At 38.1% G+C, this 25,955-nt stretch carries 25 protein-coding genes; 9 read left to right on the plus strand and 16 right to left on the minus strand.

Annotation, left to right across the window (positions count from 1 at the left end):
• Window positions 1-36: 36 nt before the first annotated feature.
• The 3 genes from BM107_RS09670 to BM107_RS09680 form a co-directional block, all read right to left on the minus strand.
• Window positions 37-969 (minus strand): NAD-dependent epimerase/dehydratase family protein, encoded by a 933-nt coding sequence (locus tag BM107_RS09670; RefSeq protein WP_159435216.1) that lies wholly within the window; start codon window positions 967-969, stop codon window positions 37-39.
• A gap of 131 nt (window positions 970-1,100) precedes the next feature.
• Window positions 1,101-1,700, minus strand: coding sequence for a Crp/Fnr family transcriptional regulator (locus BM107_RS09675; RefSeq protein ID WP_090982697.1), 600 nt, complete (start codon window positions 1,698-1,700; stop codon window positions 1,101-1,103).
• Window positions 1,701-1,744: 44 nt separating this feature from the next.
• Window positions 1,745-2,326 (minus strand): thymidine kinase, encoded by a 582-nt coding sequence (locus BM107_RS09680; RefSeq protein WP_090982699.1) that lies wholly within the window; start codon window positions 2,324-2,326, stop codon window positions 1,745-1,747.
• Between the two features lie 562 nt (window positions 2,327-2,888).
• Here BM107_RS09680 and BM107_RS09685 point away from each other — a divergent pair.
• Entirely contained in the window at window positions 2,889-4,121 is a 1,233-nt protein-coding gene (locus BM107_RS09685) for a hypothetical protein (RefSeq protein WP_090982702.1), read from the plus strand.
• A 228-nt stretch (window positions 4,122-4,349) separates the two neighbouring features.
• Here the strand turns inward: BM107_RS09685 and rodA are convergent, their stop codons facing one another.
• From rodA to purH, 6 genes are all read right to left on the minus strand, one after another.
• A complete protein-coding gene (gene rodA, locus BM107_RS09690; RefSeq protein WP_090982704.1) occupies window positions 4,350-5,612 on the minus strand; it encodes a rod shape-determining protein RodA in 1,263 nt (420 codons plus the stop codon).
• A 1-nt stretch (window position 5,613) separates the two neighbouring features.
• Window positions 5,614-7,623 (minus strand): penicillin-binding protein 2, encoded by a 2,010-nt coding sequence (gene mrdA / locus BM107_RS09695; protein ID WP_090982706.1) that lies wholly within the window; start codon window positions 7,621-7,623, stop codon window positions 5,614-5,616.
• Window positions 7,624-8,139, minus strand: a complete 516-nt coding sequence (locus BM107_RS09700; RefSeq protein WP_090982708.1) for a rod shape-determining protein MreD — start codon at window positions 8,137-8,139, stop codon at window positions 7,624-7,626.
• On the minus strand, window positions 8,132-8,971 hold the full coding sequence (gene mreC, locus BM107_RS09705; RefSeq protein WP_090982710.1) for a rod shape-determining protein MreC: 840 nt from the start codon (window positions 8,969-8,971) through the stop codon (window positions 8,132-8,134). Before mreC ends, BM107_RS09700 begins: the two co-directional genes overlap by 8 nt.
• Window positions 8,972-9,056: 85 nt before the next feature.
• Window positions 9,057-10,079: a rod shape-determining protein gene (locus BM107_RS09710; RefSeq protein ID WP_010601761.1), complete on the minus strand. Its 1,023-nt coding sequence runs from the start codon at window positions 10,077-10,079 to the stop codon at window positions 9,057-9,059.
• A 222-nt stretch (window positions 10,080-10,301) separates the two neighbouring features.
• Entirely contained in the window at window positions 10,302-11,828 is a 1,527-nt protein-coding gene (purH, locus tag BM107_RS09715; protein WP_090982712.1) for a bifunctional phosphoribosylaminoimidazolecarboxamide formyltransferase/IMP cyclohydrolase, read from the minus strand.
• Window positions 11,829-12,504: 676 nt separating this feature from the next.
• Between purH and BM107_RS09720 the strand changes: the two genes are divergently transcribed.
• Window positions 12,505-13,404 (plus strand): Abi family protein, encoded by a 900-nt coding sequence (locus tag BM107_RS09720; protein ID WP_208864369.1) that lies wholly within the window; start codon window positions 12,505-12,507, stop codon window positions 13,402-13,404.
• Window positions 13,405-13,510: 106 nt separating this feature from the next.
• On the opposite strand, the gene BM107_RS09725 is transcribed toward BM107_RS09720, so the two are convergent.
• From BM107_RS09725 to purN, 7 genes are all read right to left on the minus strand, one after another.
• The gene (locus BM107_RS09725) at window positions 13,511-14,815 is read right to left on the minus strand and encodes an HlyD family secretion protein (protein ID WP_090982714.1); all 1,305 of its coding nucleotides are present in this window, start codon (window positions 14,813-14,815) and stop codon (window positions 13,511-13,513) included.
• Complete coding sequence (locus tag BM107_RS09730) at window positions 14,805-17,000, minus strand: peptidase domain-containing ABC transporter (RefSeq protein WP_090982716.1); 2,196 nt, start codon at window positions 16,998-17,000, stop codon at window positions 14,805-14,807. Before BM107_RS09730 ends, BM107_RS09725 begins: the two co-directional genes overlap by 11 nt.
• Window positions 16,993-18,081, minus strand: a complete 1,089-nt coding sequence (gene gwsS / locus BM107_RS09735; RefSeq protein WP_090982718.1) for a grasp-with-spasm system SPASM domain peptide maturase — start codon at window positions 18,079-18,081, stop codon at window positions 16,993-16,995. Before gwsS ends, BM107_RS09730 begins: the two co-directional genes overlap by 8 nt.
• A 172-nt stretch (window positions 18,082-18,253) precedes the next feature.
• On the minus strand, window positions 18,254-19,156 hold the full coding sequence (gene gwsG / locus BM107_RS09745; RefSeq protein ID WP_090982722.1) for a grasp-with-spasm system ATP-grasp peptide maturase: 903 nt from the start codon (window positions 19,154-19,156) through the stop codon (window positions 18,254-18,256).
• 129 nt (window positions 19,157-19,285) lie between these two features.
• Entirely contained in the window at window positions 19,286-19,525 is a 240-nt protein-coding gene (locus BM107_RS09750; protein ID WP_145856209.1) for a TIGR04139 family peptide modification target, read from the minus strand.
• A gap of 117 nt (window positions 19,526-19,642) precedes the next feature.
• Complete coding sequence (locus tag BM107_RS09755) at window positions 19,643-19,891, minus strand: hypothetical protein (protein ID WP_090982726.1); 249 nt, start codon at window positions 19,889-19,891, stop codon at window positions 19,643-19,645.
• A gap of 696 nt (window positions 19,892-20,587) precedes the next feature.
• Complete coding sequence (gene purN / locus BM107_RS09760) at window positions 20,588-21,166, minus strand: phosphoribosylglycinamide formyltransferase (protein ID WP_090982729.1); 579 nt, start codon at window positions 21,164-21,166, stop codon at window positions 20,588-20,590.
• 241 nt (window positions 21,167-21,407) lie between these two features.
• Between purN and rpsT the strand changes: the two genes are divergently transcribed.
• From rpsT to BM107_RS09795, 7 genes are all read left to right on the plus strand, one after another.
• The gene (gene rpsT, locus BM107_RS09765) at window positions 21,408-21,662 is read left to right on the plus strand and encodes a 30S ribosomal protein S20 (protein WP_029277289.1); all 255 of its coding nucleotides are present in this window, start codon (window positions 21,408-21,410) and stop codon (window positions 21,660-21,662) included.
• Between the two features lie 68 nt (window positions 21,663-21,730).
• Window positions 21,731-22,429: a RadC family protein gene (gene radC, locus BM107_RS09770; protein WP_090982731.1), complete on the plus strand. Its 699-nt coding sequence runs from the start codon at window positions 21,731-21,733 to the stop codon at window positions 22,427-22,429.
• A 91-nt stretch (window positions 22,430-22,520) separates the two neighbouring features.
• Window positions 22,521-23,372 (plus strand): endonuclease/exonuclease/phosphatase family protein, encoded by an 852-nt coding sequence (locus BM107_RS09775; RefSeq protein WP_244278777.1) that lies wholly within the window; start codon window positions 22,521-22,523, stop codon window positions 23,370-23,372.
• Between the two features lie 3 nt (window positions 23,373-23,375).
• Window positions 23,376-24,140: a prolipoprotein diacylglyceryl transferase gene (locus BM107_RS09780; RefSeq protein ID WP_090982735.1), complete on the plus strand. Its 765-nt coding sequence runs from the start codon at window positions 23,376-23,378 to the stop codon at window positions 24,138-24,140.
• 1 nt (window position 24,141) lies between these two features.
• Window positions 24,142-25,539 (plus strand): radical SAM protein, encoded by a 1,398-nt coding sequence (locus BM107_RS09785; protein ID WP_244278778.1) that lies wholly within the window; start codon window positions 24,142-24,144, stop codon window positions 25,537-25,539.
• Window position 25,540: 1 nt separating this feature from the next.
• Entirely contained in the window at window positions 25,541-25,735 is a 195-nt protein-coding gene (locus BM107_RS09790) for a hypothetical protein (RefSeq protein ID WP_090982737.1), read from the plus strand.
• Between the two features lie 15 nt (window positions 25,736-25,750).
• A complete protein-coding gene (locus BM107_RS09795) occupies window positions 25,751-25,945 on the plus strand; it encodes a hypothetical protein (protein WP_090982739.1) in 195 nt (64 codons plus the stop codon).
• The last annotated feature ends 10 nt before the right edge of the window (window positions 25,946-25,955 follow it).

Below are 25,955 nucleotides of genomic sequence, written 5' to 3' on the forward strand. Positions count from 1 at the left end.
ATAGGCAGTTAGCGTTATAATTAGCACCTACTTACATTAATTCTGTTTTTTATACATTGTTTTTGATAGTTTTAAAATCCCATCATCATAAGGAGTAGGCTTAAAGTTAAAGGCCTTTTCAAATTTGGTAGAATCGAAATGATAATCGTGATCATACTGGTAATACATTTCTACAGTACCCGCAACTACTTTTTTAAATAAACCGACCAGGCGTAACATTAGTTTGTTAATGGCTAAATATTGAGGTTTGGTTTCATAAATCTTGGCGGCCATTTCTATAAAAGCTTTCCCTTTCATAGGAGCGGCAGTGGGCAGGTGCCAGATCTGGTTGCCCGAATCGGGAGTTTGTCCCAACAGGAATAAAGCTTTTGCTGCATCTTCAATATAGGTAAAACTGTGTAGGGTATCTGGGTTTCCGATCCATTGCGCTTTTTCTTTTTTGGCAAACTTATCAAGTACCATCATATCGAAAAAACTGTTCATTGAATCTGCTCCATAAAAATCTGCAGCACGGGCAATGGTGACGTTTATTTGTCCCATTTTAGCTTCGTTCATTAATTGTTCAGCTATCTTTGCCCTCACTTCTCCTTTTAAACTGCATGGACGGTAGGGCGTATCTTCTGTCATAGGGCCATTTACCAGGCCATACATATAAACATTATCAAAAAAAATTAACCTTGCTCCGGTGTGTTTAATTAAGTTAATTACATTTTTAATAATAACCGGCCATTGTTGTTGCCATATTTTGATGTCATAAACCAGACCAGCGCAGAGGTAGATTACTTTCGAACCTTCAGCTGCTGCGAAAAGTTCTGCTTCATTTAATAAATCAGCCTTAACCCAGCTTACTTTTGGGGTGTTTGTGGCTACTGGTTTTCGGCTAACTAGTCTAATGGTTTCGTTAGCATGGATTAATTCTTTAGTAAGTGCGTTTGCGATTGGTCCGCCGGCGCCAAGTAACGTATGCATATCTTTGTTTTTTGATTGGTTCAAAGTTATGCGACATGGAACGATGAAAACGTTAACAAAAGATAAGGATTCTGGATTATTCAGCATTGAGAACTTCTATAGCTCATTTGCTAAAAAAGTTGTCCGCGCCTTTATTGCAAAAGTGTTCTTTTACGGATACGGGAAAGTGAGACAGGCGTGATACCCAAAAAGTTGGCAATAAAATGTTGTGGGATGCGCTGGAAAATGTCTTTCGCTGTTTTTTCGAGGATAATGTAACGCTCTTCAGGTGTTTGCGTAATAAAGGCGGTTACGCGGTCTTCGTAACAGCAGATGTAATATTCAGCAATTAAACGACCAAAACGCTCCATTTTTAAAGCCAATAGCGGGTGATTTAACATTTGCTGAAGATTTTGATAGGAGATCATGACCAATGCTGTTTCTTCAAGTGCCTGAATGTAGTTGGTGTTGGGTGTGCGTTTCAGGAAACTTTTATAAGCACTCATCCACTCGTTTTCAAAGCTAAAATATCCGGTAATTTCCTGCCCATCTTTAATATGGTAGTAACGAACGGCGCCACGGGTAATAAAGCACATGTAGTCGCATACTTTTCCTTCAACTGCAAAATTTTCTTTTTTGCCTAAGCTGGAAAAACTAAGGTACGGAGTAAAAACTTCCCATTCTGTATCGTTAAACGTTACAAATTGGGCAATACCTTTTCTAAATGCTTCCAGTTGAGCTTGTTTATTCATATCGGTAATTAACTGGCTTAAAGATACGGATTAATCAATTATGGCTAACCTTTGTCCAGATTATAACAGGCCCTGCAGCGTGGCTCGTAACTTTCCTTTTCGCCCAATAAAACCGTAGCTTCATCAGCAACTGTGCGGTAACTATAGAGGGCAGGGTTACCACAGCAAACACAAACCGCGTTTACTTTGGTTACATGTTCGGCAATGGCCATTAAAGCAGGCATAGGACCAAAAGGCTTGCCTGTAAAATCCATATCCAGGCCGGCAACAATAACGCGTATGCCTTTAAGGGCCAGTTTGTTGCACACCTCAGGCAATTCATTATCAAAAAACTGTGCTTCATCTATACCCACCACCTGGGTATTGGTACCCAATAATAAAATGGCCGAAGCGCTATCTACGGGAGTAGAGTTGATCGAGTTTAAATCGTGCGAAACCACAGCTGTTTCATGATAGCGGGTATCGGTACGGGGTTTAAAAATTTCGACATTGAGTTTAGCAATCTGTGCCCGCTTTAGCCTCCTGATCAGTTCTTCCGTTTTACCAGAAAACATAGAGCCACATACTACTTCTATACTTCCTGAAAATTCGCCCCTTCTCCTAAAATTTTGTTCGCTAAATAACATGCTGCTTTTTATTTCCCTTAGTCCGTTCTATAATTTTAAACCGAACAAATATGAGAAATATGCATGATTTTTGGCTACTTAGTTACCAACATGATAGGTTAAAATTTTAATTGTTTCCGCAATAAAGATCTGAAATTATTTTGGGGGAAGTTGGATCAAATTTTATTAATGCTTTTTAAAGAAAAAGGAAATAATGATAAATGCAATAAGGGGTGTAGTAAGTATCCCCAATAGTATGGAGCCGCCAAAACCAAACCAGGTATCTCTTCCATACCTACCCAACGGTTATAAGATAGCGACAGTTATTAAAACAAGTAATATTTCTATTATACCCATAAGCCAAATATAATTATTTATGATTATGGTTAATCATTGGCAAACAATAAAAGATATTATTGGGTTTGTGATATATAATGACCTATTTTAGCAAAAAAGATGTTTATTAAAGGTACTGAAACATCCCCACGCAAGGATACCAGGGATAAAATAAATATGAAAATTATATCTTATTTTTGAACACATAGTTACCAACATAAATCGACTAAAAATTCGTTTTAATTTTATGATGAACCAACAAGATATTTTCAGAAAGATCGGTAGTATTTTAACAGAGTTGAATGAGCAATACCAGTTTTTGGCTCAAAACCCTCAACAATTAAATGAATTGGAACTGGAACTTTTCCTGGCCAATGCCCATTTCCTTTCTGATCATGTTAACATCGTCAAAAAATTAAATGCCACAATCGAAAATAAGCCGACTGAAAATGTAAAGCATACCTTATTGGCCGAACAAAATACCATTGTATTGCCAGAACCTGAAAAAAGTTATGCAAAAGAAGATGAATCTTTCGATCCGCAGGAGCTGGAAGAAGTGGTAACGGCAGAGGAAGAGGAGGAACGGATTGATGTAAAACCTGAACAGGAAGTGCTTGATGATGAAATGATTGAAGAGGAGAAAGCTACCTCGCTTTTGAATGAGGATTTTTTTAAGCCTGACCAGGACGACCATACTTTCGAATTTGTGCTAAATACACATCATAAAAATGATCAGTTTGATTATGAGGCAAATCCGGTTGCGCATGGATCTGTTGACGAAATTTTTGATCGCCCGCTAAGCAAGGAAGAAGCAGAAATTTTGGCACGTAAAAAGATTATTCATGATAAGGAAGCTACCTTAGGGATTCAAGAGGAGCCATTGCAAACTGAAGAAGATGAAATTGGTCCTGAGCCTTTTTTAATTCCGCATGAAGAAGCAGCCGCTGAAACAATTGCTAAAGAGGAGCCCATCGTGGCTGAAAAGGTGGAAGAGCCTGTTGTGGCCGTTAAAGCAGAAGAACCCATCACGGTAGCGACTACCCAGCCAATTGACGCACTAAAGGATGTAAAACTGGATGATCCCATTATTTCGCCTCCGGTAGAAAAGGAGCGCCCCATATTCACACCTGAAGCTGTTCCTGTAAAACCTGTTCCGCAACCTGAAGTGATTAAGCCAGCACCAAGTTTAAACGATTTGCTTGCCAAAACGAACGCAAAAAGCAATGAGCCTGTTAAAGCGCCAATTGCCGATTTAAAACAGGCTATTAATTTAAATGAGAAGTTACTTTTTATTAAAGATCTTTTTAACGGTTACAACTTGGCCTATTCGGAAGTGATTGATATCATTAACAAAATGAGCAGTTTCGAAGCCGCAGATAGTTACCTGCAACATAATTATGCAGCCAAAAATAACTGGGCCAATAAACAGGCAACGGTTGATCAGTTTTACGAACTGTTAAATAGAAGGTTTAGTAAGTAAAGCGGCAAGCCATAGGTATTTAGCGGAGGGCGTTTAGAATAAATTTATAATCGTACTATTAAAAAAAGTCGTTCGACTGAAGCGTAGCGAAATGGAGAAATCTAAATCAAAAGCGCTTTTCAAGATAGATTTCTCGACTGCGTTGCACTCCGCTCGAAATGACGTATTTTAATAAGGGTACTTACGAGTAGGTGTGTTGACTACGGACTCTAGACTAAAGACTTCAGACTAAATAAATCCCATCCGGTTAGAATCCAGTTTCAAAAATATAAACAAGAGGATAGTAAAACTCCATAATGAGGAACCGCCATAGCTGATAAAAGGTAAGGGAATCCCGATTACGGGAATAATTCCGATGGTCATTCCGATGTTGATGAATACGTGGAAAAAAAGGATACAGGCCACACTGTAGCCGTAAACTCTTGAGAAAGTAGATCGCTGCCTTTCTGCAAGATTGATCAACCTGAGCAATAAAAACATATACAAGCCGATTACAACCGAACAACCCACAAAGCCCCATTCCTCACCAATGGTAGAAAATATAAAGTCCGTACTCTGCGCAGGCACATAACCATATTTAGTTTGTGTACCCTGTAAAAAACCGCGTCCCGTTACCTGACCGGAGCCAATGGCAATCTGCGATTGGATGACGTTATAACCAGCACCCTTATTATCGGCTTTAAGGCCTAACATGAGCTCAATCCGGCTACGCTGATGCGGTGCTAAAACTTTTTCATAAGCAATTTTAACTATAAATAAATAGGCGATGGCAATAATGGTGACCAATACGGTCGAAATAATAATCTTCTGTTTCCGCCTGTTATTATAGATAAAAAGTCCGCCGATTGTGGTTAGGATAAGAATTAAGATGTAAGTTGGTACCAAGAAATCTGCTATAAATAGTACAATCATGCCTAGAAAAATCAGCAGGAAATAACCCGATAACCCCTCCCGGTATAATGGGAACATAAAGGCGAGGAAAACCAGTGCAGACCCTGTATCGGGCTGTAGCATAATCAGTAAAAGCGGAGCCAACACGATTAAGCCGGCGATAACGATTGATTTTATATCCCTGAATTTTGGATTAAATGTGCTCACATACCTGGCTAAAAGTAAGGCTGTACCAAACTTGGCGAATTCTGAAGGCTGCAGTCTGAAAGAGCCTATGGGGATCCAGGCCTGGTTTCCACCTACATTTCGCCCTACAAAAAGTACCACAACGAGTAAAAATAAAGTGGCTCCGTAAATAAATGGTGCAAATACATTAAACAATCTGCCGTCAAACAATAAGATTGATAGACCTAATATTAAGCTGGTAATAACAAAAATTAACTGTTTTCCATAACTGCTTCCAAAATCGAATCCTGTTGCTTTATCTGGATTGTAGATAGAAGCATAAACATTGATAAAACCAACTGCACACAAGGCAATATAGATTAAAACAGTAATCCAGTCTACATTAAAAAAGAAACGGTTTCCCTGTTGTTGCATCTTATTTAGGGGTTACAGGTTTATGGTTTATATCGGGTTGATTTACCTTTAGCTTATTAGCAACGGTTTGTTTAAGTAAAGCCGGTTTTACTTTGAGGCTGTCTTTAACTTTTTTTAGTGAATCGGCCCTTTTCAGTTTTAAACTATCCAATCTGGTCGGTTTAAACTTTTTTGTCTTATCAATTAAAGCCGGTAAAAGATTGGTTTCTGCGAATGCTTTTACCGTATAACCATTCGCGCGTGGCTTAATGCTATCGGTTAGATATTTTTCAACAATGAAACTTGATATCGGCGCCGCATAAGAGCCTCCATAGCCTCCATTTTCTACAATTACGGCGATGGCAATTTTAGGATTGTTCATAGGCGCGAAACCAATAAAAACAGAATGGTTTTTGCCATGTGGGTTTTGCACGGTTCCGGTTTTACCGCACATCAGAATGTTGGGAATCTGCGATTCTTTTGCCGTTCCCCAAGGACTGTTCACCGCATCCCGCATGCCATCAATTACGATAGGGAAGTATTTTTCATCTACACCCACATAATTTTTAACCACATACTCCTTTTTTACTACATTTTTATCGCCAATACCTTTAATTAAGTGCGGCTTTAAATAATAACCACGGTTGGCGATAGCTGCCATTACATTGGCCATTTGTAATGGGGTAGAGGTAATCTCACCCTGACCAATAGCCTGCGAAATTACAGTGGTATATCCCCAGCGTTTGCCATAAATCTTATCGTAATGATCGGCCTGATAGAATATACCCTTTTTTTCAAAAGGCATATCGATACCTAATTTCTGGCCAAAACCCCATTTAGAAATCTGCTCATGCCATTTTGCGTAGGTCTGACGCTGGTTTTTCATGCCGTTTTTAGTAATGATGTTCTGAAAAACATGGCAGAAATAGGTGTTGCAGGAGCGGGCAATACCACGTTGCATGTTAATGGTACCATCCACGTGTTCGCATTTTACTTTATGGTTTCCGGCCATGTAATATCCCGGGCAGAAAAAAGTCGTATTTGGATCAATGGCGCCATCTTGCAGGGCAACCAGTGCGTCAACCGGTTTAAATGATGAGCCAGGAGAATACTGTCCGGCAATAGGCCTTACAATCTGCGGGCGGTAGGGGTTTGCAATCAGGCTCATGTAGTTTTTTCCCCAATCTTTACCCACTAACTGGTTAGGGTCATAACCCGGGCTGCTCACAAATGCCAGAATTTCTCCTGTTGAAGGCTCAATGGCCACAATAGCCCCAACCTTATTTTTCATTAATTCTTCGCCAAGGCGTTGGATCCTGATGTCTAATGAAGAAATTAATCGGTCACCTGAAACAGCATTTATATCATATTTACCATTGGCATAACTCCCTTGAGCAACATTTTTAGCATCGTACAGTGTATTGATTACGCCTTTCTCACCTCTCAAAAAATCTTCATATGAGCGTTCAAGTCCACTCTTTCCGATAAAATCGCCCGGTTTATAATAACCTTCTGATTTTTCAATATCATCCGGACTTACTTCTTTAACATAGCCAAAAAGCTGTCCGGCAATGCTATCAGGATAATGCCTGATGGTTCGATCCTGCGTTCTGAAACCCGGAAAACGGTACATGATTTCCTGTAAGCGGGCATAACTCTGTACCGAAATCTGCCTTTCAAAAAATGTAGACTGGTAAGGGGATTGCGCTTTTGCTTTTTTTAACTTTTTACGCACATCCTCTATTGTAATTTCTAAAGCGTTGGCCAGTCCGAGGGTATCAAAAGGTTTAACCTCGTTTGGGATCACCATTAAATCGTAAACAGGTTCATTCTGCACAATTACTTTCATGTTCCGATCGAGGATCGCACCGCGGGCAGGGTATTTATAAATTTTACGAAGTACGTTACTTTCGGCAGAGCTAAAGGCTTTATCGCTAATAATCTGGATATAGAATAGCTTTCCCAATAAAATCAGGGCAACTACAATAAATAATCCCTGAACGATATATTTTCGATTAAATAACTGATCCATTTAGCGTGGTGTTCTTTTATAGAATATAAACTCTACCAGAAAAATAATAAGCAGTGTAAAGATACAACTTAAGCCGCATCTCATTAAGGTATAACCAATTTCGGTGAGCCTAAATGTTTCCAGAAAAAACAACACCAGGTGGTGTGCTGCAACGCAAAGAAAAGCATAAAGAGAAAACCACTGGAAACCCATATAACTTAAGGATGGCTCAGGGTCGTCAATAGCATCGCGGTTTAAACTGATGGAAATAAAAGAAATCCTTACAAACGCCAAAACTACGCAAGCTGTGGCATGTACGCCCATGGTGTCGTAAAAGGCATCAAGTGCCAATCCGGTTGCAAAGGCCAGTACGTACAATAAAATATTAGGGATGCCAAATGGAAGCAGAAGTAAAAACAGTACATAGATGAAAGGAGTGGAGAGATCGTAAAAACCCATATTCTTGAGCAGAAAAATCTGCACAAAAAGCAGTAAAAACCACCTGATCACATTTACAATTATGATTCTACTATTCATTCGGTTTAGCCATGCTTTCTAAAGCTTTTTGCTCATCAGCTCTTTTATCTTTAACCACATATACATATTGCAACGTGCTAAAGTCAGTAAACAAATTTAATTCTGCCGATAAAAAATTATCATTTGTAGCCACATTCGCCTTGCTGATTTTTCCAACCAGGACCCCTGCAGGAAAGGAGCCATAACCGGAAGTAACAACAGTATCGCCAACGTACATTTTAATATGGTTGGGTACCTCTTTTACAAATGCCTTTTTAATATCGAAATTCCCGTCGCCCCAAACCAATGAGCCGAGTGCATGGTTCTTTTTCAGGGTTACACTGATCTTGGTATCTTTATGCAGTAAAGACTGAATAGTGGCCAAATGTGGGGAAACATCACGGATAAAACCAACTACTCCACGTTGAGGTGCAATAACGGCCATACCACTTTTAATTCCATCATCCGTGCCTTTGTTTATCGTCATGATGTTATTGCGCAAAGTAACCGAGTTTTTTACCACTTTGGCTGCCAGATAAGTATATTGTTGATTGGTTACCGTATCCACCACTTTAACATCTTTGGCTGTATCTACGGTAGTTAATCCCAGTAACTGACTTTTAAGTTTAGCGTTTTCTGCGGCCAGACTATCGTTAACCATTCCCAGGTTTAAATACCGTTTAAAAACATTTAGCCTTTCATACGCGGTACCCACGATCTCATTGCTAGAGTTTAGGGTTACGCTCCGCTGATAAGCATTGTTTTTAACCGTGAGGTAGATGCCAACGAAGAAAAAAATGATAAACAAGAAAAATGCGTTATATCTGCTGATGAAAATCCAAAGGTTACGCATTGCTCATGAGATTTTAGATATAAGATGTGAGATATGAGTTTGACTAATTAGTCGCAAATCTCATATCTCACATCTCAAATCTAGGTTATTGCATTAAAAATTTATATCCGCCAATGTTTTTAAGGGCAATGCCGGTGCCGCGCACTACTGCACGAAGTGGATCTTCTGCAACGTGAACAGGTAATTTTGTTTTGGCTGCAACACGCTTATCCAAACCTCTAAGCAATGCACCACCACCGGTTAAATAAATACCTGTTTGGTAAATATCTGCTGAAAGTTCAGGAGGGGTAATTTCTAAAGCTTTTAAAATCGCTTCTTCAATTTTAGAGATTGATTTATCTAAACAGTGTGCAATTTCAGTGTAAGAAACAGTAATCTGCTTTGGTACACCCGTCATTAAATCGCGGCCCTGAACGGCGAAATCAGCAGGGGCATCCTGTAATTCAGGTAAAGCTGCACCAACTTCAATTTTAATTTTTTCAGCGGTACGGTCGCCAATCATGATATTGTGCTGACGGCGGATATAATTTACGATATCAGAATCGAAGTTATCTCCCGCAACGCGGATAGACTGATCGCAAACAATACCTGATAAAGCAATAACTGCAATTTCAGTAGTACCGCCACCTATGTCAATAATCATGTTACCCATTGGCTCTTCCACATCAATCCCGATACCTACGGCAGCGGCCATTGGTTCATGGATCAAATAAACTTCTTTTGCACCGGCAATTTCGGCAGAATCGCGCACGGCACGTTTTTCTACTTCCGTAATACCAGATGGAATACAGATTACCATACGCAAAGAAGGAAACATCCAGCCTTTACCGCCGTTAAGCATACGGATCATTCCCTTAATCATCGCTTCAGCAGCGTTGAAATCGGCAATTACGCCATCTTTTAATGGACGGACAGTTTTAATATTATCGTGGGTTTTTCCCTCCATTTGCATGGCCTGGCGGCCAATTGCAATAACTTTATTTGTAGTACGATCGAAAGCAACAATAGATGGCTCATCTACCACTACTTTGTCGTTATGTATAATCAGGGTATTCGCGGTGCCTAAGTCAATGGCAACTTCTTGCGTAAACCAGTTAAATAATCCCATGTATAAGGTATGTTTTCTTTATTTGATCAAATCTATACTATTCCTAATGTAAAAATAGGATTTTTATTGTTTTAAGTTTTATTTTCTCCTGTTATTAAATTGTTTTTAAGGCAATTAAAATATTGTGAAGATAAAGCTCATCATTTTTAGTTTCGGATTCTTGTGAAGGTAAGGTATGGACATATAACCTTTCGCCTTCAAAGCCTCAACCTTCTACCTTTCTTAGTGTTTAAAGTGTCTTACCCCGGTGGTTACCATTGCAATACCTTTTTCGTTTGCTTTTGCAACAGAATCTGCATCTTTGATTGATCCACCTGGTTGCAAAACAGCAGTAATTCCCGCATCGGCAGCAATCTCCACACAGTCCGGGAAAGGGAAGAAAGCATCAGAAGCCATTGCGGCACCCTTAACGCTGAAACCGAAAGAAGCCGCTTTTTCAATCGCCTGTCTTAAGGCATCAACACGCGAAGTCTGGCCCACACCACTTGCAATTAACACATCATCCTTAACCAAAACAATGGTATTCGATTTGGTGTGTTTTACAATTTTGTTGGCAAAGAATAAGTCTTTCAGTTCTTGTTCGGTTGGCGCTTTATCGGTAACCGTTGTCATTTGCTCCGGACCTTCGATAATTAAATCTTTATCCTGCTCAATCACACCGTTTAATAAGGTTTTAAATTGTTTTTTGCTCAATTCAACCTCATTGCGCTGTAAAATAACACGGTTTTTCTTTTTGCTGAACAGCTCTACTGCTTCTGCCTGATAAGAAGGCGCAATCAATACCTCAAAAAACAGGTTATTGATTTCTTCTGCAGTTTCAAGGTCAACTTCAACGTTGGTGATCAGTACCCCACCGAAAGCCGAAACAGGGTCACAGGCTAAAGCGTCAATCCATGCTTGTTTAACCGTTGGACGTGAGGCAATACCACAGGCATTGGTGTGTTTCAAAATGGCAAAAGTTGGGTCTTCAAATTCATCGATTAAAGCAACAGCTGCATCTACATCAACCAGGTTGTTGTAAGAAAGTTCTTTGCCGTTAAGTTTGGTAAACATGGCATCTAAATCGCCATAAAATACACCACCTTGATGAGGGTTTTCGCCATAACGTAAAGTTTTGGCTTCCGTAACACTCTGTTTAAAAACATCAAGTGGCTCTTCGGTATTAAAATAATTGAAAATGGCAGTATCGTAATGAGAAGAAGTATGGAATGCTTTTTTAGCATATGCCTTACGCTGTGCTAAAGTGGTTTCGCCATTCTGTTCTGCCAATTGAGCTTCTAAAGTAGGATAGTCATTTTTTGATGCGATAATCACCACATCATTGAAATTTTTTGCTGCGGCACGGATCAGTGAAATACCACCTATGTCTATTTTCTCGATAATTTCTTCAGGTGTTCCACCTGCTTTTACAGTTTCTTCAAATGGATATAAGTCAACAATAACCAGGTCAATTTCAGGAATTTCATATTCGGCAATCTGCTCCTGGTCGCCAGTTAACGCCCTACGGTTTAAGATTCCGCCAAATACTTTTGGGTGTAAGGTTTTAACGCGTCCGCCTAAAATAGATGGATAACCGGTTAAATCTTCAACCGCCGTAACAGGAAGGTTTAAATCTTTGATGAATTGTTCTGTTCCGCCCGTAGAAAATAATTGTACCCCTTGTGCGGCCAACAATTTTACCAATGGCTCTAAACCATCTTTATAATATACTGAGATTAAAGCGTTTTTGATTTTAATGGATTGACTCATTCTACTGAAAATTTTGAGCCGCAAAGGTAGTAAAATCGGATGGTTTTTTTATTATGTTGGATAGGCAAAAAAACAATAAGGTTTGCCACGGCTGTTTCGGTTTTGTTTAAGGTAGAGTTGATACTAGCTACTTCAAAAACACAGAGAAAGAAACTGATAGATCAAATGTTTAAAGGGTTACGGTAAACCTTTGAGTTAGATCTATTTTAATAATTGGGAATAGCGGGGCTGTATAGACTTTTTACTAAGAAAAATTAATAAATAGATTGTAGGGTTTTATTATTCTAAAATTAAGGTTTTCCATAGCCTTATTTTTAGTCAAAATGTTCCATTCGATTGATTAATGCTCATTTCTGCCAAATGATAAATATGATAAACTAGTCGATAGGTCATTGGGTTTGAGGCGAAAGTATATTGAAAGTATGGCAGTGGTTTTCAAGCTAATCTATATTGAATAGTATTTACTTTTATAAAAATATTTCAGTATATTTTTATCATCCCAAAAAAAGATACTATATTTGTGCTAATAGTACTCGCCACGCTACCCGTCAGAACAGCGTCCCAGGGCGGGTCTTTTGCTTTTATAGCGTTTTCATTCTTTCGAAATGAACTCCCTGGTTCGGTTTTAAAAGCGTTTTTTAGCGGGTTTCTATTTTTGTTGTAAAACTATCTCTCTATGATTTATAATAAAAAAACATTTACCATTGAGGAGCACATTGCACAACTTAAAGAAAGGGGATTGGTCATCGCAGACCATGCCCTAGCTACCCATTACCTGTCGCATGTGAGTTATTATCGTTTAGCGGGCAATTGGTGGCCCATGCAATTGGATAAAGAACAGCATATATTTAAACCAAATAGTAAATTTGAAGATGTTATTCACCTTTATAATTTTGATAGGGAACTACGGATTTTAATTTTTGACGCGATCGAAAAGATTGAGATTAGTTTACGTACAAAGTTAATTTACCACTTGTCTCATGAATTTGATCCCTGGTGGTTCCAAAACATAGCTATATTTAAAGATAGCGGCGCTCTTGTAGAAACACTTGCCAGTTTGAAAGAGGAAATAGACCGATCGAAAGACATTTTCATCAAAGAACATAAAAAGAAATATAAAGAAGATTTAAGGTTTCCTCCAGCCTGGAAATCTTTAGAAATGACCAGTTTCGGTTCACTTTCTAAACTGTATGGCAATCTTAAAAATACTGTCGAATCAAAAGATGTTATTGCCGAAGAATTAGGAGCCGTAAACCATACTTACCTTCCCAGTTGGTTACAATCTATTGCACAAATAAGAAATTACTGTGCACATCACAGTAGATTATGGAATAAAAATCTTCCTGGAACTCCTAAAATATTGTCTAAGCCTCCTTTTCGTTGGCTGATTGATGTGCCAACAGATACACAAAAGTTGTACCTTCATTTATCTATTATCAGGTACATGCTTAATATCATAGCGCCAGAAAATTCATTTGTGCTAAAAACGAAAGAATTGTTAATCAAATACCCATCGGTAGATCCAAATGCATTAGGCTTTAAGGCAGATCGGAAAAACGAAGCACTTTGGAATTAAATTGCTAAACAAAGCGAGCAAATGTTAGAAGAACAGTTAATTGCCAATCTGCAGAAGTTTGGTTGCGGTTATATTATCATCTTTTTATCTGATCAAAATTTCTACGCTAACTTTGGTATCCCAGTAACTTTCTGATTTGGTATAAGAACCGTTCTATTAACCTTAAATCCTGGGTTACAATTTCTGCATTGCCCTTTAATTCTTTGTCAAAAGTAAGGGTTTTATTATACGAGGTGGTTAAACCTTTTGGTAAGTTCACGTCTACATAGTAGTTTCCTTTTTCATCTGGGGTGAAAGAAATGTTCTGCACGCTGCCTTCTAAAATCCCATATTCCTGAAAACGGTAATTGTCCAGTTTGATCAGCACTTTTTCGCCCCGTGCTATTTTACCTGAGTTGGTGGCTGGCACAAGTAGCCTGCCAATGAGCGCCTTTTTATTATCCGGAAGAATGGTTAATATGGCATCGCCCCGTTTTAAAAATTGATTTTCGCCCCAGAACTGCTGGAAACTTGCGATACCGTCTGTTGATGACGTGATTAAATAATTTTGCTGCCACTGCCTCAACGATTTTTTTAATTGTTCAAATAACTGTAAGGTTTGTAAAGCAAAATTACTCTTGTCTTTCTCATGATTGATGTTTATTCCACTTCTGGTTTTATTAAGGTTTGCAATGGCTTCTTGTGTTTGTGATAGGGAAATTTCTATGTTTTGTATGCTTTGTTCGGCCTGTATAAATTTAATTTTTTCATTTTCGAATTCGGCGGTAGAGATTACTTTTTGATTAACAAGCTGCAACGTTCGCTGATAATTTTTCTTAATCAGTTCAAATTTGGCCAGCTCCAGTTTTTTTTGATTTTTTAGCGCAAGTTCCCTGCTTCTGTTGGCTGTAATATTTTGCTCGGTCGCTTTGTTTTCTGGTTCGTAGGGTTTAAGTGATGCAAATAACTTTTCGTCCTGGAATGCCTTTTCAAAACTGTTATAATCGCTTTGGAGCTCGCCCAATTTAAATGTTGATACCTTATTTACCGGAAAAGACGCCATCTGGGCCGGAGGTGTTGAGTCGATTATTCTGCTGAGTTGCAAAATGTCGTCATAGTTTGCAGTCGATTGCAGCACCATTAAAACCTGATTTTTATGAACCCGTTCGTGATCTTTGATCAAAATTTTTTCCAGTTTAGAATCTATTCTCGCTTCAAGCTTTTCTGGCGGGTTTTGTGAGGTTATTACAATGGTAGCGGGTACAAATTCCGGGTATTTGATGAAGTAACTCATCAGCAAAATCATGAACAGAATACCCAGTATGACCGCATTGCCCCAGCGGAACATCCAATGTGGAGGGTCTGATAATACATCCTGAACAGCTTCAGAACGGAGCTGTATCTCATCTAGTTTATCTTTTTTAGTTTCCAAGTTCGAGCTGATTTTTGATTAATCGATAATATTCACCTTTTTTTGCCACCAGTTGATGGTGGTTGCCTTCCTCTACCACTATCCCTTTATCCAGCACAATAATCTTATCGGCATGTTTAACCGTTGATAGGCGGTGTGCAATAACTACCGCAGTTTTTCCCTTAAAGAACTGCGCTAAATTTTCAATAATGATTTTTTCGTTGTTGGCATCCAATGCACTCGTCGCTTCATCAAAAAAGATATAATCGGGGCTTTTGTAAACTGCCCGGGCAATAAATAATCTTTGTTTTTGGCCACCGCTCATGCCAATACCTTCGTTGCCTATTTTAGTGTTGTAGCTTAAGGGTAAATCTTCAATAAATTCCTTGATATTGGCTATCTCGACCGCTTTTCTCAGTTTTTGCTTATCGATCATATCTTCGCCAATGGCGATATTATCGGCAATGGTATCATTGAACACATAACTTTCCTGCATCACTACGCCGCAGTGCTTTCGCCAATGGCTGGGCGATATACTTTTGAGGTCTGCTCCGCCAATCTGAACATCACCTTTTTCCGGATCGTAAAATTTGGTAAGCAGTTTTAATAGCGTGGTTTTGCCGCTGCCGCTGGTGCCCACAATTGCTGTGGTTTTTTGATAGGGGATAACCAGATTCAAATCCTGGAAAATGAATGTATCTGAGCCAACATATCTAAAGGATACCTTATTTAGTGTAATGTCTTTTTGTGGGATTTCTGTAATATATTGCTCATCAGTACTTTCTTCGTCTTTTTTATCATGAATTTCACCAAGTCTTTCCAAAGATATTTTGGCATCCTGAGTCTGTTTGATAAAATCGATCAATTGTAACAAGGGGCTATTTAACTGACCGATAATGTATTGCACAGAAAGCATCATACCTAGTGTGAGATTTCCATCCAGTACCAGTTTGGCTGAAAGAAAACTTACTAAAATATCTTTAATCTGGTTGATAAAACCACCGCCAACAGATTGCCACTGCTCTAAGGAAAGGGCCTTTATTCTGATTTTAAATAACTTTACCTGTAAAAATTCCCATCCCCATCTTTTTTGCTTCTCCGCATTATGCATTTTTATTTCCTGCATGCCGTTAATAAGCTCAATTACTGTGCTCTGCTCCTGCGAAACCTGTGAGAACATTTTGTAGTCCAGTTCTTTTCTTTTTTTGAGGAAAAAGGTAATCCACGCCACATATAGGATAGCGCCGATTAAATAAACTGCAAAGAGGCGATAATCATACATGAGCAATACAATGCTGAAAATGATCAGGTTAACCATAGAAAACAGTGTGCTTAGCGAAGAGCTTGTCAGCAATTGTTCTATCCTATGGTGATCGTTGATGCGCTGCATAATGTCTCCCGTCATTCTGGTATCAAAGAAACTGATGGGAAGTTTCATTAACTTGATGAAGAAATCGGAAACGATAGAGATATTTATTCTGGTAGAAAGATGCAGTAAAATCCAGCTACGGATAATATCAATACCCATTTTACCTATAAAGAGCATTACCTGTGCCAGCAAAACCAGGTAAATAAAATTGATATCCTGATTTTGTATTCCCACATCTACCACACTTTGGGTAAGAAAAGGAAAAATCAGCGATAGCAAACTTCCGGCAAGTAAGCCAAAGGCAAGCTGTATAACTAGCGATTTATACTTTAACAGATATCTGGATAGAAAAGCGAAACTTGTCTTCTTTTCTTCATCTTCAAAGTCATCCTGATAGAATGAGGGGCTGGTTTCCAGAACAAGTGCAACGCCTTCCTCGGTCTCGTCGTTTGCATTTTCACCAATCCAATGTTTAATAAATTCCTCTTTTTTATAAGTAATTAAGCCATAGCTAGGGTCTGAAATATAAACTTTTTCGGCTTTGTCAATTTTATAAACCACCACATAATGATTTTTGTTCCAGTGTACAATGCAAGGTAAAGGCGCATCTGCAACCAGGGTTTTAAAATCTATTTTAACCCCTAAAGTTCTAAAACCTAAACTTTCCGCTGCATTGCTAAGCCCCTGAAGGCCGCTACCTTCTCTGGTTGTTTCGGTAAGTGTTCTCAGATGCTGAAGCGGAATACTTTTATTATAGTGTTTAGCTATAATACGTAAACAAGTAGGGCCACAGTCTTTTGCATCGGGTTGTTTATAAAAAGGGAATTTTTTAGGCATCGTAGTTTAATTGCTGCATGCTGTAACTTTGTATTGCTTTTTGCTTAAGCGGATTTAAGCTCCATTCTTCCCACTGGCTGGTATAGGGGTTGTAACCACATTTTAAGGGTTTTGAAATGTCTAAGCCATCATTATTTTTATGTGTTTGCTCTGTAAAAGCTCTGCAATCTGTACAGATGTTTCGAAACTCGCAGTCTTTGCAAATCTGAATTCCGGACTTGGTTAGGTTCCAGTATTTTTTAAAATCTTCATGGAGGATTGCTTCTTCTAAAGTGGTCGTGTTGATGTTTCCGAAGCTATTGCACATTGCAGGACAGTTTTTAATATTGCCATTTATATCGATACCTATTTTTTTATGAAGGCAAGAATTATGGTTAATGGCTTCTAAAACCTTCAGCATGTTTGTTTCAAAGTATTTTAGATCTACTTTTCCGCAAGAATTTATTTTTAAATGTTGATCGGTAAAAACCAGGTTGAATTTAAAAGTATCTGTAACCTCGAAAGCAGCATTATCACATTTATGGAATATCAAGCTGTAGATTCTTAAACATTTTTCATCCAGTTTTTTTACGAAATCATCATTTACGTCCTCATGGTACAACGAAAAAATTTCTATGCTTTCTAAGCAAGAGTCGTTAAATGTGTCTTCTAATGTCAAAAAATCCATCAATGAAAGTTTGCTTTCACAATAGATTACCAAATGTCTTATTCCTAAATTTTCAATAGATTGCACCAACTGTGGCGAAAACATTAAATCAGCAGTTTCGATAAATATATTAGAGATGGTGCTGCTATCGCTAAAGTCCGTTTGTAATGGTGGAAAGTTTTCGTCCCAACTGTTTTCAGTAATAAAACCGTACTCTTTTTCTACTAAAAAGTTCAGGTATTCCTGTAGCATTTCTTTTGATTCCTGATCATAAAGCGCAAATACATCTTCAATGGAATTCGATTTTAACTCTTCAATTATATTATTCAATTCTAAAGACTGCAACTCAGAATAGTTACGTTGTAAATCAGAAATTAAGATTCTGTTAACGCCTTTTGTGATCAGGATATCGCTAAATAAGTTGAAGTACCTCATAATAATCTGCTAATGGGCTTATATGGTTTTACCAGCATAAGGAAGTTGGTTTGATATCGCTTGCACGTAGCATAAAGCACATCATCACCTTTTTGACTATTTTTTTTACCCCTATATTCATCTACAAATTTGAATGTTAGGGGCAGCTTATTTTTATCTTCGATTTTATATCTCATAAATATTCGGCTATAGCTTTCTCTGCACCATAATTACACATGGAGCTGACTCCTAAGAATTGACCAACCGTGTTGACCTCCAAAAAATAAAATTTCTCTTCACTTTTTATGAAATCTATTGAGCCACAGTTTATATCCAGTAACTCCATTAATTGACGGGTTTTCCTTTCAATTTCTATAGGAAGATTGTATCTGACATTTCGGTTGGGTTTTTCAAGATTGTACTTTCTGAAATCGGTTTTGGTTCGCTCATCATTTTGAGAGATTATTGCCGTGGAAAAAAATCTTCCGTTCAGGTAAAAGCTTCTGATTTCGAAATCCTTTTCAATTTTTTCCTGAAAAAAGGTAATAAAGAAGCTATCTTCTTCCTGGCGATCGATAACATGCGTATACATAATGCTTTCCCCATAATTCTGGTAAGCGTCAATCGTTATATTTCCGGTCAATGGCTTTATTATTGTTTTATCCAAAACCACATCACACGTATTCTCCGCAAGGTAATATTCGGGAACATCCAGCCCTGTTTTTTTTGCCTGCTCTAATACAAACAGTTTGTTTACAGCGCTGTTGCTTTGTTTATTGATGTGCTTTTTGGATTCAAGTGTTTTGATTACATAATCATGCAGCCAATGTTGGTGCTCCTGCATGTGAATGTTTACCGAATGATTGTCGTAGTGGAAATTTTTAAATTTTAAACCTCCTCTTCTGTACCATACACTACTGATTTCATCGAGGTAAAAACAGTTCCTATCGCTTTCTATATAAATCCTTTTCTCTTTGGTTTTGATCTCAAAAACTTCGTCTTCCTGTACCCGGATAAATTTTTTACCCATTGCCAAAAGCCATTTGATCACTTCATTGGTGGTGGTCTCCTGTTTCTTGGATATAATTAAAATCATCTTTATTTAATTGGCCAGTGAATGATCTTGATAGGGCGCCCTGTTAAGAAGGCAGCCCATATCTTTTCATAGGATTTGATTAAATGTAATTTCTGCAGAAGTGATAGCAGAAATTACATTTAAACAATTTTAGTAGTTGTGAACAGGTTCACCAGGTGCAAGACGACGGATTTCCCTGTAAATATATCCACCTGTACCATTCGGTCCCTCATAGTGATCATACTCTATACATCCTTCACCCACAAACACATTGGATTGAATAGAGGTGTAGCCTCCCATTGCTCTTCCGCCGTTGGTTGAAGATAAATCAGTAAGTTTTTTGTTTTCAAGTGAAGAAAAATCTTTCTTCATTCCTTTTAAGTTTTTCATTTTACTAGTTTTTATTGTGAGCAGAATCCAAAATCCTGTTCTGCAGATTTTGTACATTTTCCTGTTAAAACCCAGTCGTTTATAAATGACACGAGTTAAGGCTTAACTTGAATTTGCTTAGTTAGCGCCGTTCCAGTTTCCTATGTCAGAACTTGGGGCTGAAACAGCAGATTGACATGTTCTTCCGATATACTTGCCGCCATTGCTTTCGTAAGCGTCATATTCCACAGTTTCACTTGGGTATTGGCCCGGACAGGCAACGTTTGATCTGATAAGATACAAACCACCTTGTACTGTGCTTAAATCTTGGAGTCTTTTGTTTTCCAAAGAAGAAAGGCTCTTCTGCATTCCTTTTAAGTTTTTCATTTTATACAGTTTTATTGATTAGGTAAACACGCCATCTCACCCTGGCGTTTGGGCTTTTGCTTATAAGCTTTATTAATATGATTTGTACGTCTACAAAAAATATATACATAGCCTATTTCATTTTGTGATTTGGAAGCAAGCACGCGTTATTGCTTAACCACATTTAAACTTCCCTAAAAAGGAACACCGATACAAGGGGGAATTGATATATGGTAGAGTTGAACTTACATTCGTTAATGTTTTAAATAAAAGCGCTAAACATTAAAGAGGTTGTGTTTCCAATTTTTAATTGGATTAGTTGATCGGGGTAATTGAATCCATTATCGAAAGCCCGCTTTGAAATTTTTCAGTTCTCAGCGAGATTTTTGATTGTTTAAATAGCAGATTGCATCGTTCATGCTTATCTACTCTTTTATAGAAGGTGCGGTAGGATTTGCCGGAAAGAAAGACTCGGTTTTAAATGCGATTGGTCATTAATCGTCTTTTAAGACGACAAACAAAAAGCAATTGTTGCCTGTTGCTGGCACTTACAAATTATAAATTTGAGTATAATTCGGTAAAAGGCGGATGATCAATAAGGCAGGGTAGTTTCCAGAATGTAAGAAACATGTTGCGGCCAATTAATGATGTATCACATTAAAAACAGTGTTAATTCGGATCTTTTACCAGTACTGTGTTAATGCTTTAACATCTTAACTATTTGCTGATTTTTTTGACAATGCTTTCCACCACGCGCGGATAATGCAGGTGCTCCAGTTGCTGTCCCTTAAATTTTATCATTTCCAGACTGTCGTTTTTGTCTATCCGGTAGCGGGCCTGGTGAATGTACTCGCCTTCATCGTAATTTTCGTTAACATAATGAATGGTTATTCCGCCTTCAGTTTCGCCAGCAGCCATTACCGCCTGGTGAACATGGTCGCCATACATGCCCTTTCCGCCAAATTTAGGAAGGATTGCAGGGTGGATATTCACAATTCTGCCTGGATAAGCATGGATCAGGTTTTTAGGAATCAGCCAAAGGAAACCTGCCAGCACGATAAAATCAATTTCAAGATTTTTCAGCAGGTCTACTACCTCATCGGTTTGGTAGAACTCATTTCGATCGAAGATATGGGTGGGAATTTCAAAATTATCAGCTCTTTGCAATACATATGCATCGGCATTGTTCGTTAACACCAAAGATATTTCTATTTCATTGCTCCGCTTAAAATGCTCCATCAGCTTTTGGGCATTAGAGCCGGAACCTGATGCAAAGATGGCTATTCTCTTTTTCACTCAAAATCGTTTTGCCCAAAAATAGTATTTTTAAGACTGTTTTCTCTATGTAAAAGAATTTTTATTCAATCAGGTTAAAGTATTATTAATGAATAATTTTAACTTATTTTTGCTGTTCGAAAACAGGGTTTGGTTTTAATGAAAAAAAAGTTAAAAGTGTTTTGTGATTTAAAAACATTAATCCTATATTTGCAACCCGAATTATAGGAAACGAATAAGAAAAATAAAAGGCTAAATAGAAATGGCAAATCATAAATCTTCATTAAAAAGAATTAGAGCAAACGCAACAAAACGTTTACGTAACAGATATCAGGCAAAAACTACGCGTACTTTCATTAAAAGATTACGTGCTGCAGAAGATAAAAAATCTGCATCGGATTTATTGCCTAAAGTAATCTCTATGTTAGATCGTTTAGCTAAAAAGAACATCATCCATAAAAATAAAGCGGCAAATAACAAATCAAAATTAACGAAATTCGTTAACGGTTTAAAATAAGCCATTTTTTTACGATATTAGGAAGGCATCCCAACGATAAGTTAGGATGCCTTTTTTTATCTTCAAAAATGGAAAACTACGAACAGAAGCTAGGTATAAAGTTATGGGCTGAAGAAGATCGGCCCCGTGAAAAACTTTTGTTGCATGGCAGAAGACATTTAACGGATGCTGAACTCATCGCCATTTTAATTGGCTCTGGTAATAAAAACGAAACCGCTGTTGATTTAAGTAAAAGAATTTTATCTTTTTACGATAACAATTTAACCAAGCTGGGTAAGGCTTCCATTCTGGAACTTTCGAGGTTTAAAGGAATCGGTGAAGCCAAAGCATTAACGATTATTGCTGCTTTAGAGCTTGGCTTACGACGGAAAGAAACCACAGAGGAAGTGATTACGCATGTAACGACCTCTAACGATGTATATAAATATTTGCATCAAACCTTTGCCAATCTCAATCATGAAGAATTCTGGATATTACTGTTAAATAGGTCCAACCGCGTGATCGGTAAATTCTTGATCAGCAAAGGCGGACAGGCTGGTACGGTAGCCGATCCGAAAATTATTTTTAAAACGGCTTTAGAAAACAATGCGGCTAATATTGTGTTGGCACATAATCACCCCTCCGGAAATTTAAAGCCCAGCGAGAGTGATGATAAATTGACCAGAGATATGGTCGCTTCAGGTAATTTGTTGAGTTTGTATGTGGTCGATCACCTGATTTTTGCCAATAACCGCTATTATAGTTACAGAGACGAAGATTTAATTTAAAAGATATTTGGATGTTAAGCTGCAATTAAAGTTAAAATAGTATAATAGCGGCTCAGAAATAGGTGGTACAATTCACCTTATTAATTAAACAGTGAAATTACATTTTATGAATGCTTTAAAAATCATCCCTATTTTTCTTTTATTAACCATTGCGGCTTTTGCTCAGAAAAAAGGCGTTCCAATTAATCTCATTACCTATAATATCCGCTTAAATGTTGCATCAGATGGAATCAATGCCTGGCCAAACCGAAAAGACAATGTCAAAGCCCTGGTTAAGTTTCACGATGCCGATATCCTTTGCGTACAGGAAGCCCTGCCTGAACAATTTGATGCCCTGCTGGAAAATTCCAATTTTGATGTAGTGGGGGTTGGGCGCGATGACGGCAAAAGAAAAGGAGAATTTTCGGCAGTTTATTTTGATAAAGACCGTTTCACTAAAAAAGATGGTGGTACATTCTGGTTATCAGAAACGCCTGATGTGCCTTCAAAAGGATGGGATGCTGCACTCAACCGCGTGTGTAGCTGGGTAAAACTTTACGATAAGCTGAATAAAAAGGAATTTATCGTTTTCAATACCCATTACGATCATATTGGGGTGAAAGCGAGAATTGAATCAGCTAAATTGTTGAAACAAAAGATACAGCAGATTGCACCAAATTTACCGGTTATTTTTACGGGTGATTTAAACGTGACGCCAGAAACGGAGGCCATTGCAACCATCAAATCTTTTCTCATTGATGCAAAAGACGTTTCTGTAGAGCCTCCATATGGGCCAACTGGTACCTTTAATGGTTTTCATTTCGATAGCGACCTGAAAGACAGGATCGATTATGTTTTCGTAAACAAAGGTTTTAAAGTGCAAAAGTTTGCCGTGTTAACCGATAGTAAGGATAAAAGGTATTATTCAGATCATTTACCTGTTTTTTGCCGGTTATTCTTTTAATAGATGCTGTTAAAATCTGTATCACCATTTCCTTTTCAATTCGGGCTTTTTGGTCATCAATACCATTATCATTACATTTTCGAAACCCTCGCTTTTATCATCGGCGTGAGGTTATATTACCATTATAAAAAAGGAATTGCAGATCCGATATCTGACGAAAACAGATTATGGATTATGTTAGGGGCCATGCTTGGTGCCCTGGTTGGCTCGCGGGTAGTGGCCGTGCTGGAAACGCCAGAAGTAGTCAATCATCTTACGTTTTCGGTTCTTTATCAAAGTAAAACCATTGTTGGCGGTTTGCTTGGCGGCTTATTTGGTGTCGAACTGATAAAAAAGATCATCGGAGTAAATATCGCCTCGGGAGATGTTTACGTGATCCCGATTTTAGTTGCATTGATTATAGGGCGGATCGGTTGCTTTTCAATGGGAATCGATGAACCGACCTATGGTATTCCTACCCGCTTTTTTATGGGGATGGATCTTGGTGACGGTATACCCAGACATCCGATCATGCTCTATGAAATGATTTATCTGGTACTTTTGATTTTTCTTTTCAACGGTTTGAAACATAAGGAATTGATTAACGGCGACCGTTTTAAATTATTTATGGTGCTTTATTTCTTATTTAGGTTTTTGATAGAGTTTATAAAGCCTTACCATTCGTTATTTTTAAATTTAAGCAGCATTCATTGGTCTGCATTGTTTATTTTTATTTATTATTATAGATTCATTTTTAGAATTTCTAAAAGAATCTTACCTAACCTGTAACATGATGGCCAATACCAGAGATTATATATACTACGATTACACCAAAAGCCTTTGTCCTGAATGTTTACAGCTTTGCGATGCGAAAATTGTTTTTCAGGATGGTAAGGTGTTTATGCTGAAAAATTGTAGGACACATGGTGATAGTAAAGTGATGATTGCTGATGATGTTGAATATTATAAACAGATCAGGAATTACAATAAACAGTCTGAAATGCCACTTAAGTTTAATACCAAAGTGCATTACGGTTGTCCTTACGATTGTGGTTTGTGTACCGATCATGAACAGCATTCGTGTTTAACGGTAATAGAGGTTACCGATCGTTGCAACCTGGCCTGTCCAACCTGTTATGCCATGTCGTCACCAAATTATGGCAGGCACCGAACTTTGGCGGAAATAGAGCGGATGATGGATGTGGTAGTGGCCAACGAAGGCGAACCTGATGTGGTTCAGCTGTCAGGCGGAGAACCAACCGTGCACCCTGAGTTTTTTAAGATTTTAGATCTCGCCAAAACTAAACCTATAAAACATTTAATGGTGAACACCAACGGTATCAGGATTGCCAAGGATATCAATTTTGTGGAAAAGCTAGCCACTTATATGCCCGATTTCGAAATTTACCTGCAGTTTGATAGTTTTAATGCTGATGTGTTGACCAAGCTAAGAGGCGAAGACCTTACTGAGGTAAGGAAAAAAGCCATTGATCATTTAAATCAGTTTAATGTATCGACCACCTTGGTTGTTACTTTGCAAAAAGGATTAAACGATCATGAAATTGGCGATATTTTAGATTATGCGCTCAAACAGAAATGTGTACGTGGGGTTACTTTCCAACCGACCCAGGTTGCCGGAAGAAACGATGATTATAATGATCAGCAGGGAAGGATCACCTTAACCGAGGTGCGCAGAAAGATTTATGAGCAATATCCAACCTTCACCCCACAGGATTTGATTCCCGTACCCTGCAATCCTGATGCATTATGTATGGCTTATGCTTTAAAAATCGGCGATGAAGTCATCCCGATGACACATCTGATCAATCCTGAAGATTTGCTCAATAATTCGAAAAATACCATCGTGTTCGAACATGATGAAAAATTGAAAGAACATATGCTCAACTTGTTTAGCACAGGTGTTTCGGTCGATTGTGCAGAAGACACTTTTGGCGAATTGATGTGCTGCCTGCCAAGAGTAAAATCAGATAGTTTGAGTTACGATAATTTATTTCGGATCATTATCATGAATTTTATGGATCCGCTTGATTTTGATGTGCGGGCAGTCAAAAAATCTTGTGTGCACATTGTAAGCGATAAATATAAAATGGTGCCTTTCGAGACCATGAATATTTTTTACCGCGATAATAAAATAGATCTGATCAGGGAAAAATTAAATATGAATTAATATGGATGGTTTATTCGGCTTATTTGTGATTTACATTCTTACTGCAATTGTACTTTTTGTAGTGGGGATCATTCAGATTATCATTAAATCTTCCAGGAACGAACCGGTGAAACCAGGATTGAAACTGCTTATTATTTCGGTAATAATGGCTGTAATTGGTTTTGGTGCTTGTGCCGTATTGCTTTTTAACAGTTAATCTCAAAACAAGCGTATGGGAATTTTTATTGTATATTGGGTAATTGCGGTTTTGTTGTTTGTAATTGGCATTGTGCAGATTATTATAAAAGCTGTAAGAAATCAGCCCGTTAAACCTGGAATTCAGTTAGTTATCGCTTCGGTTATTATGCTGGTAATAGGAGCAGGGGCATGTGCGGTCATTCTATCCAATCTGAAAATCGGCCATTAGTTACTTTTTG

It is taken from the genome of Pedobacter suwonensis (genome assembly GCF_900111825.1).
In the GTDB taxonomy this organism is placed as follows: Bacteria; Bacteroidota; Bacteroidia; order Sphingobacteriales; family Sphingobacteriaceae; genus Pedobacter; species Pedobacter suwonensis.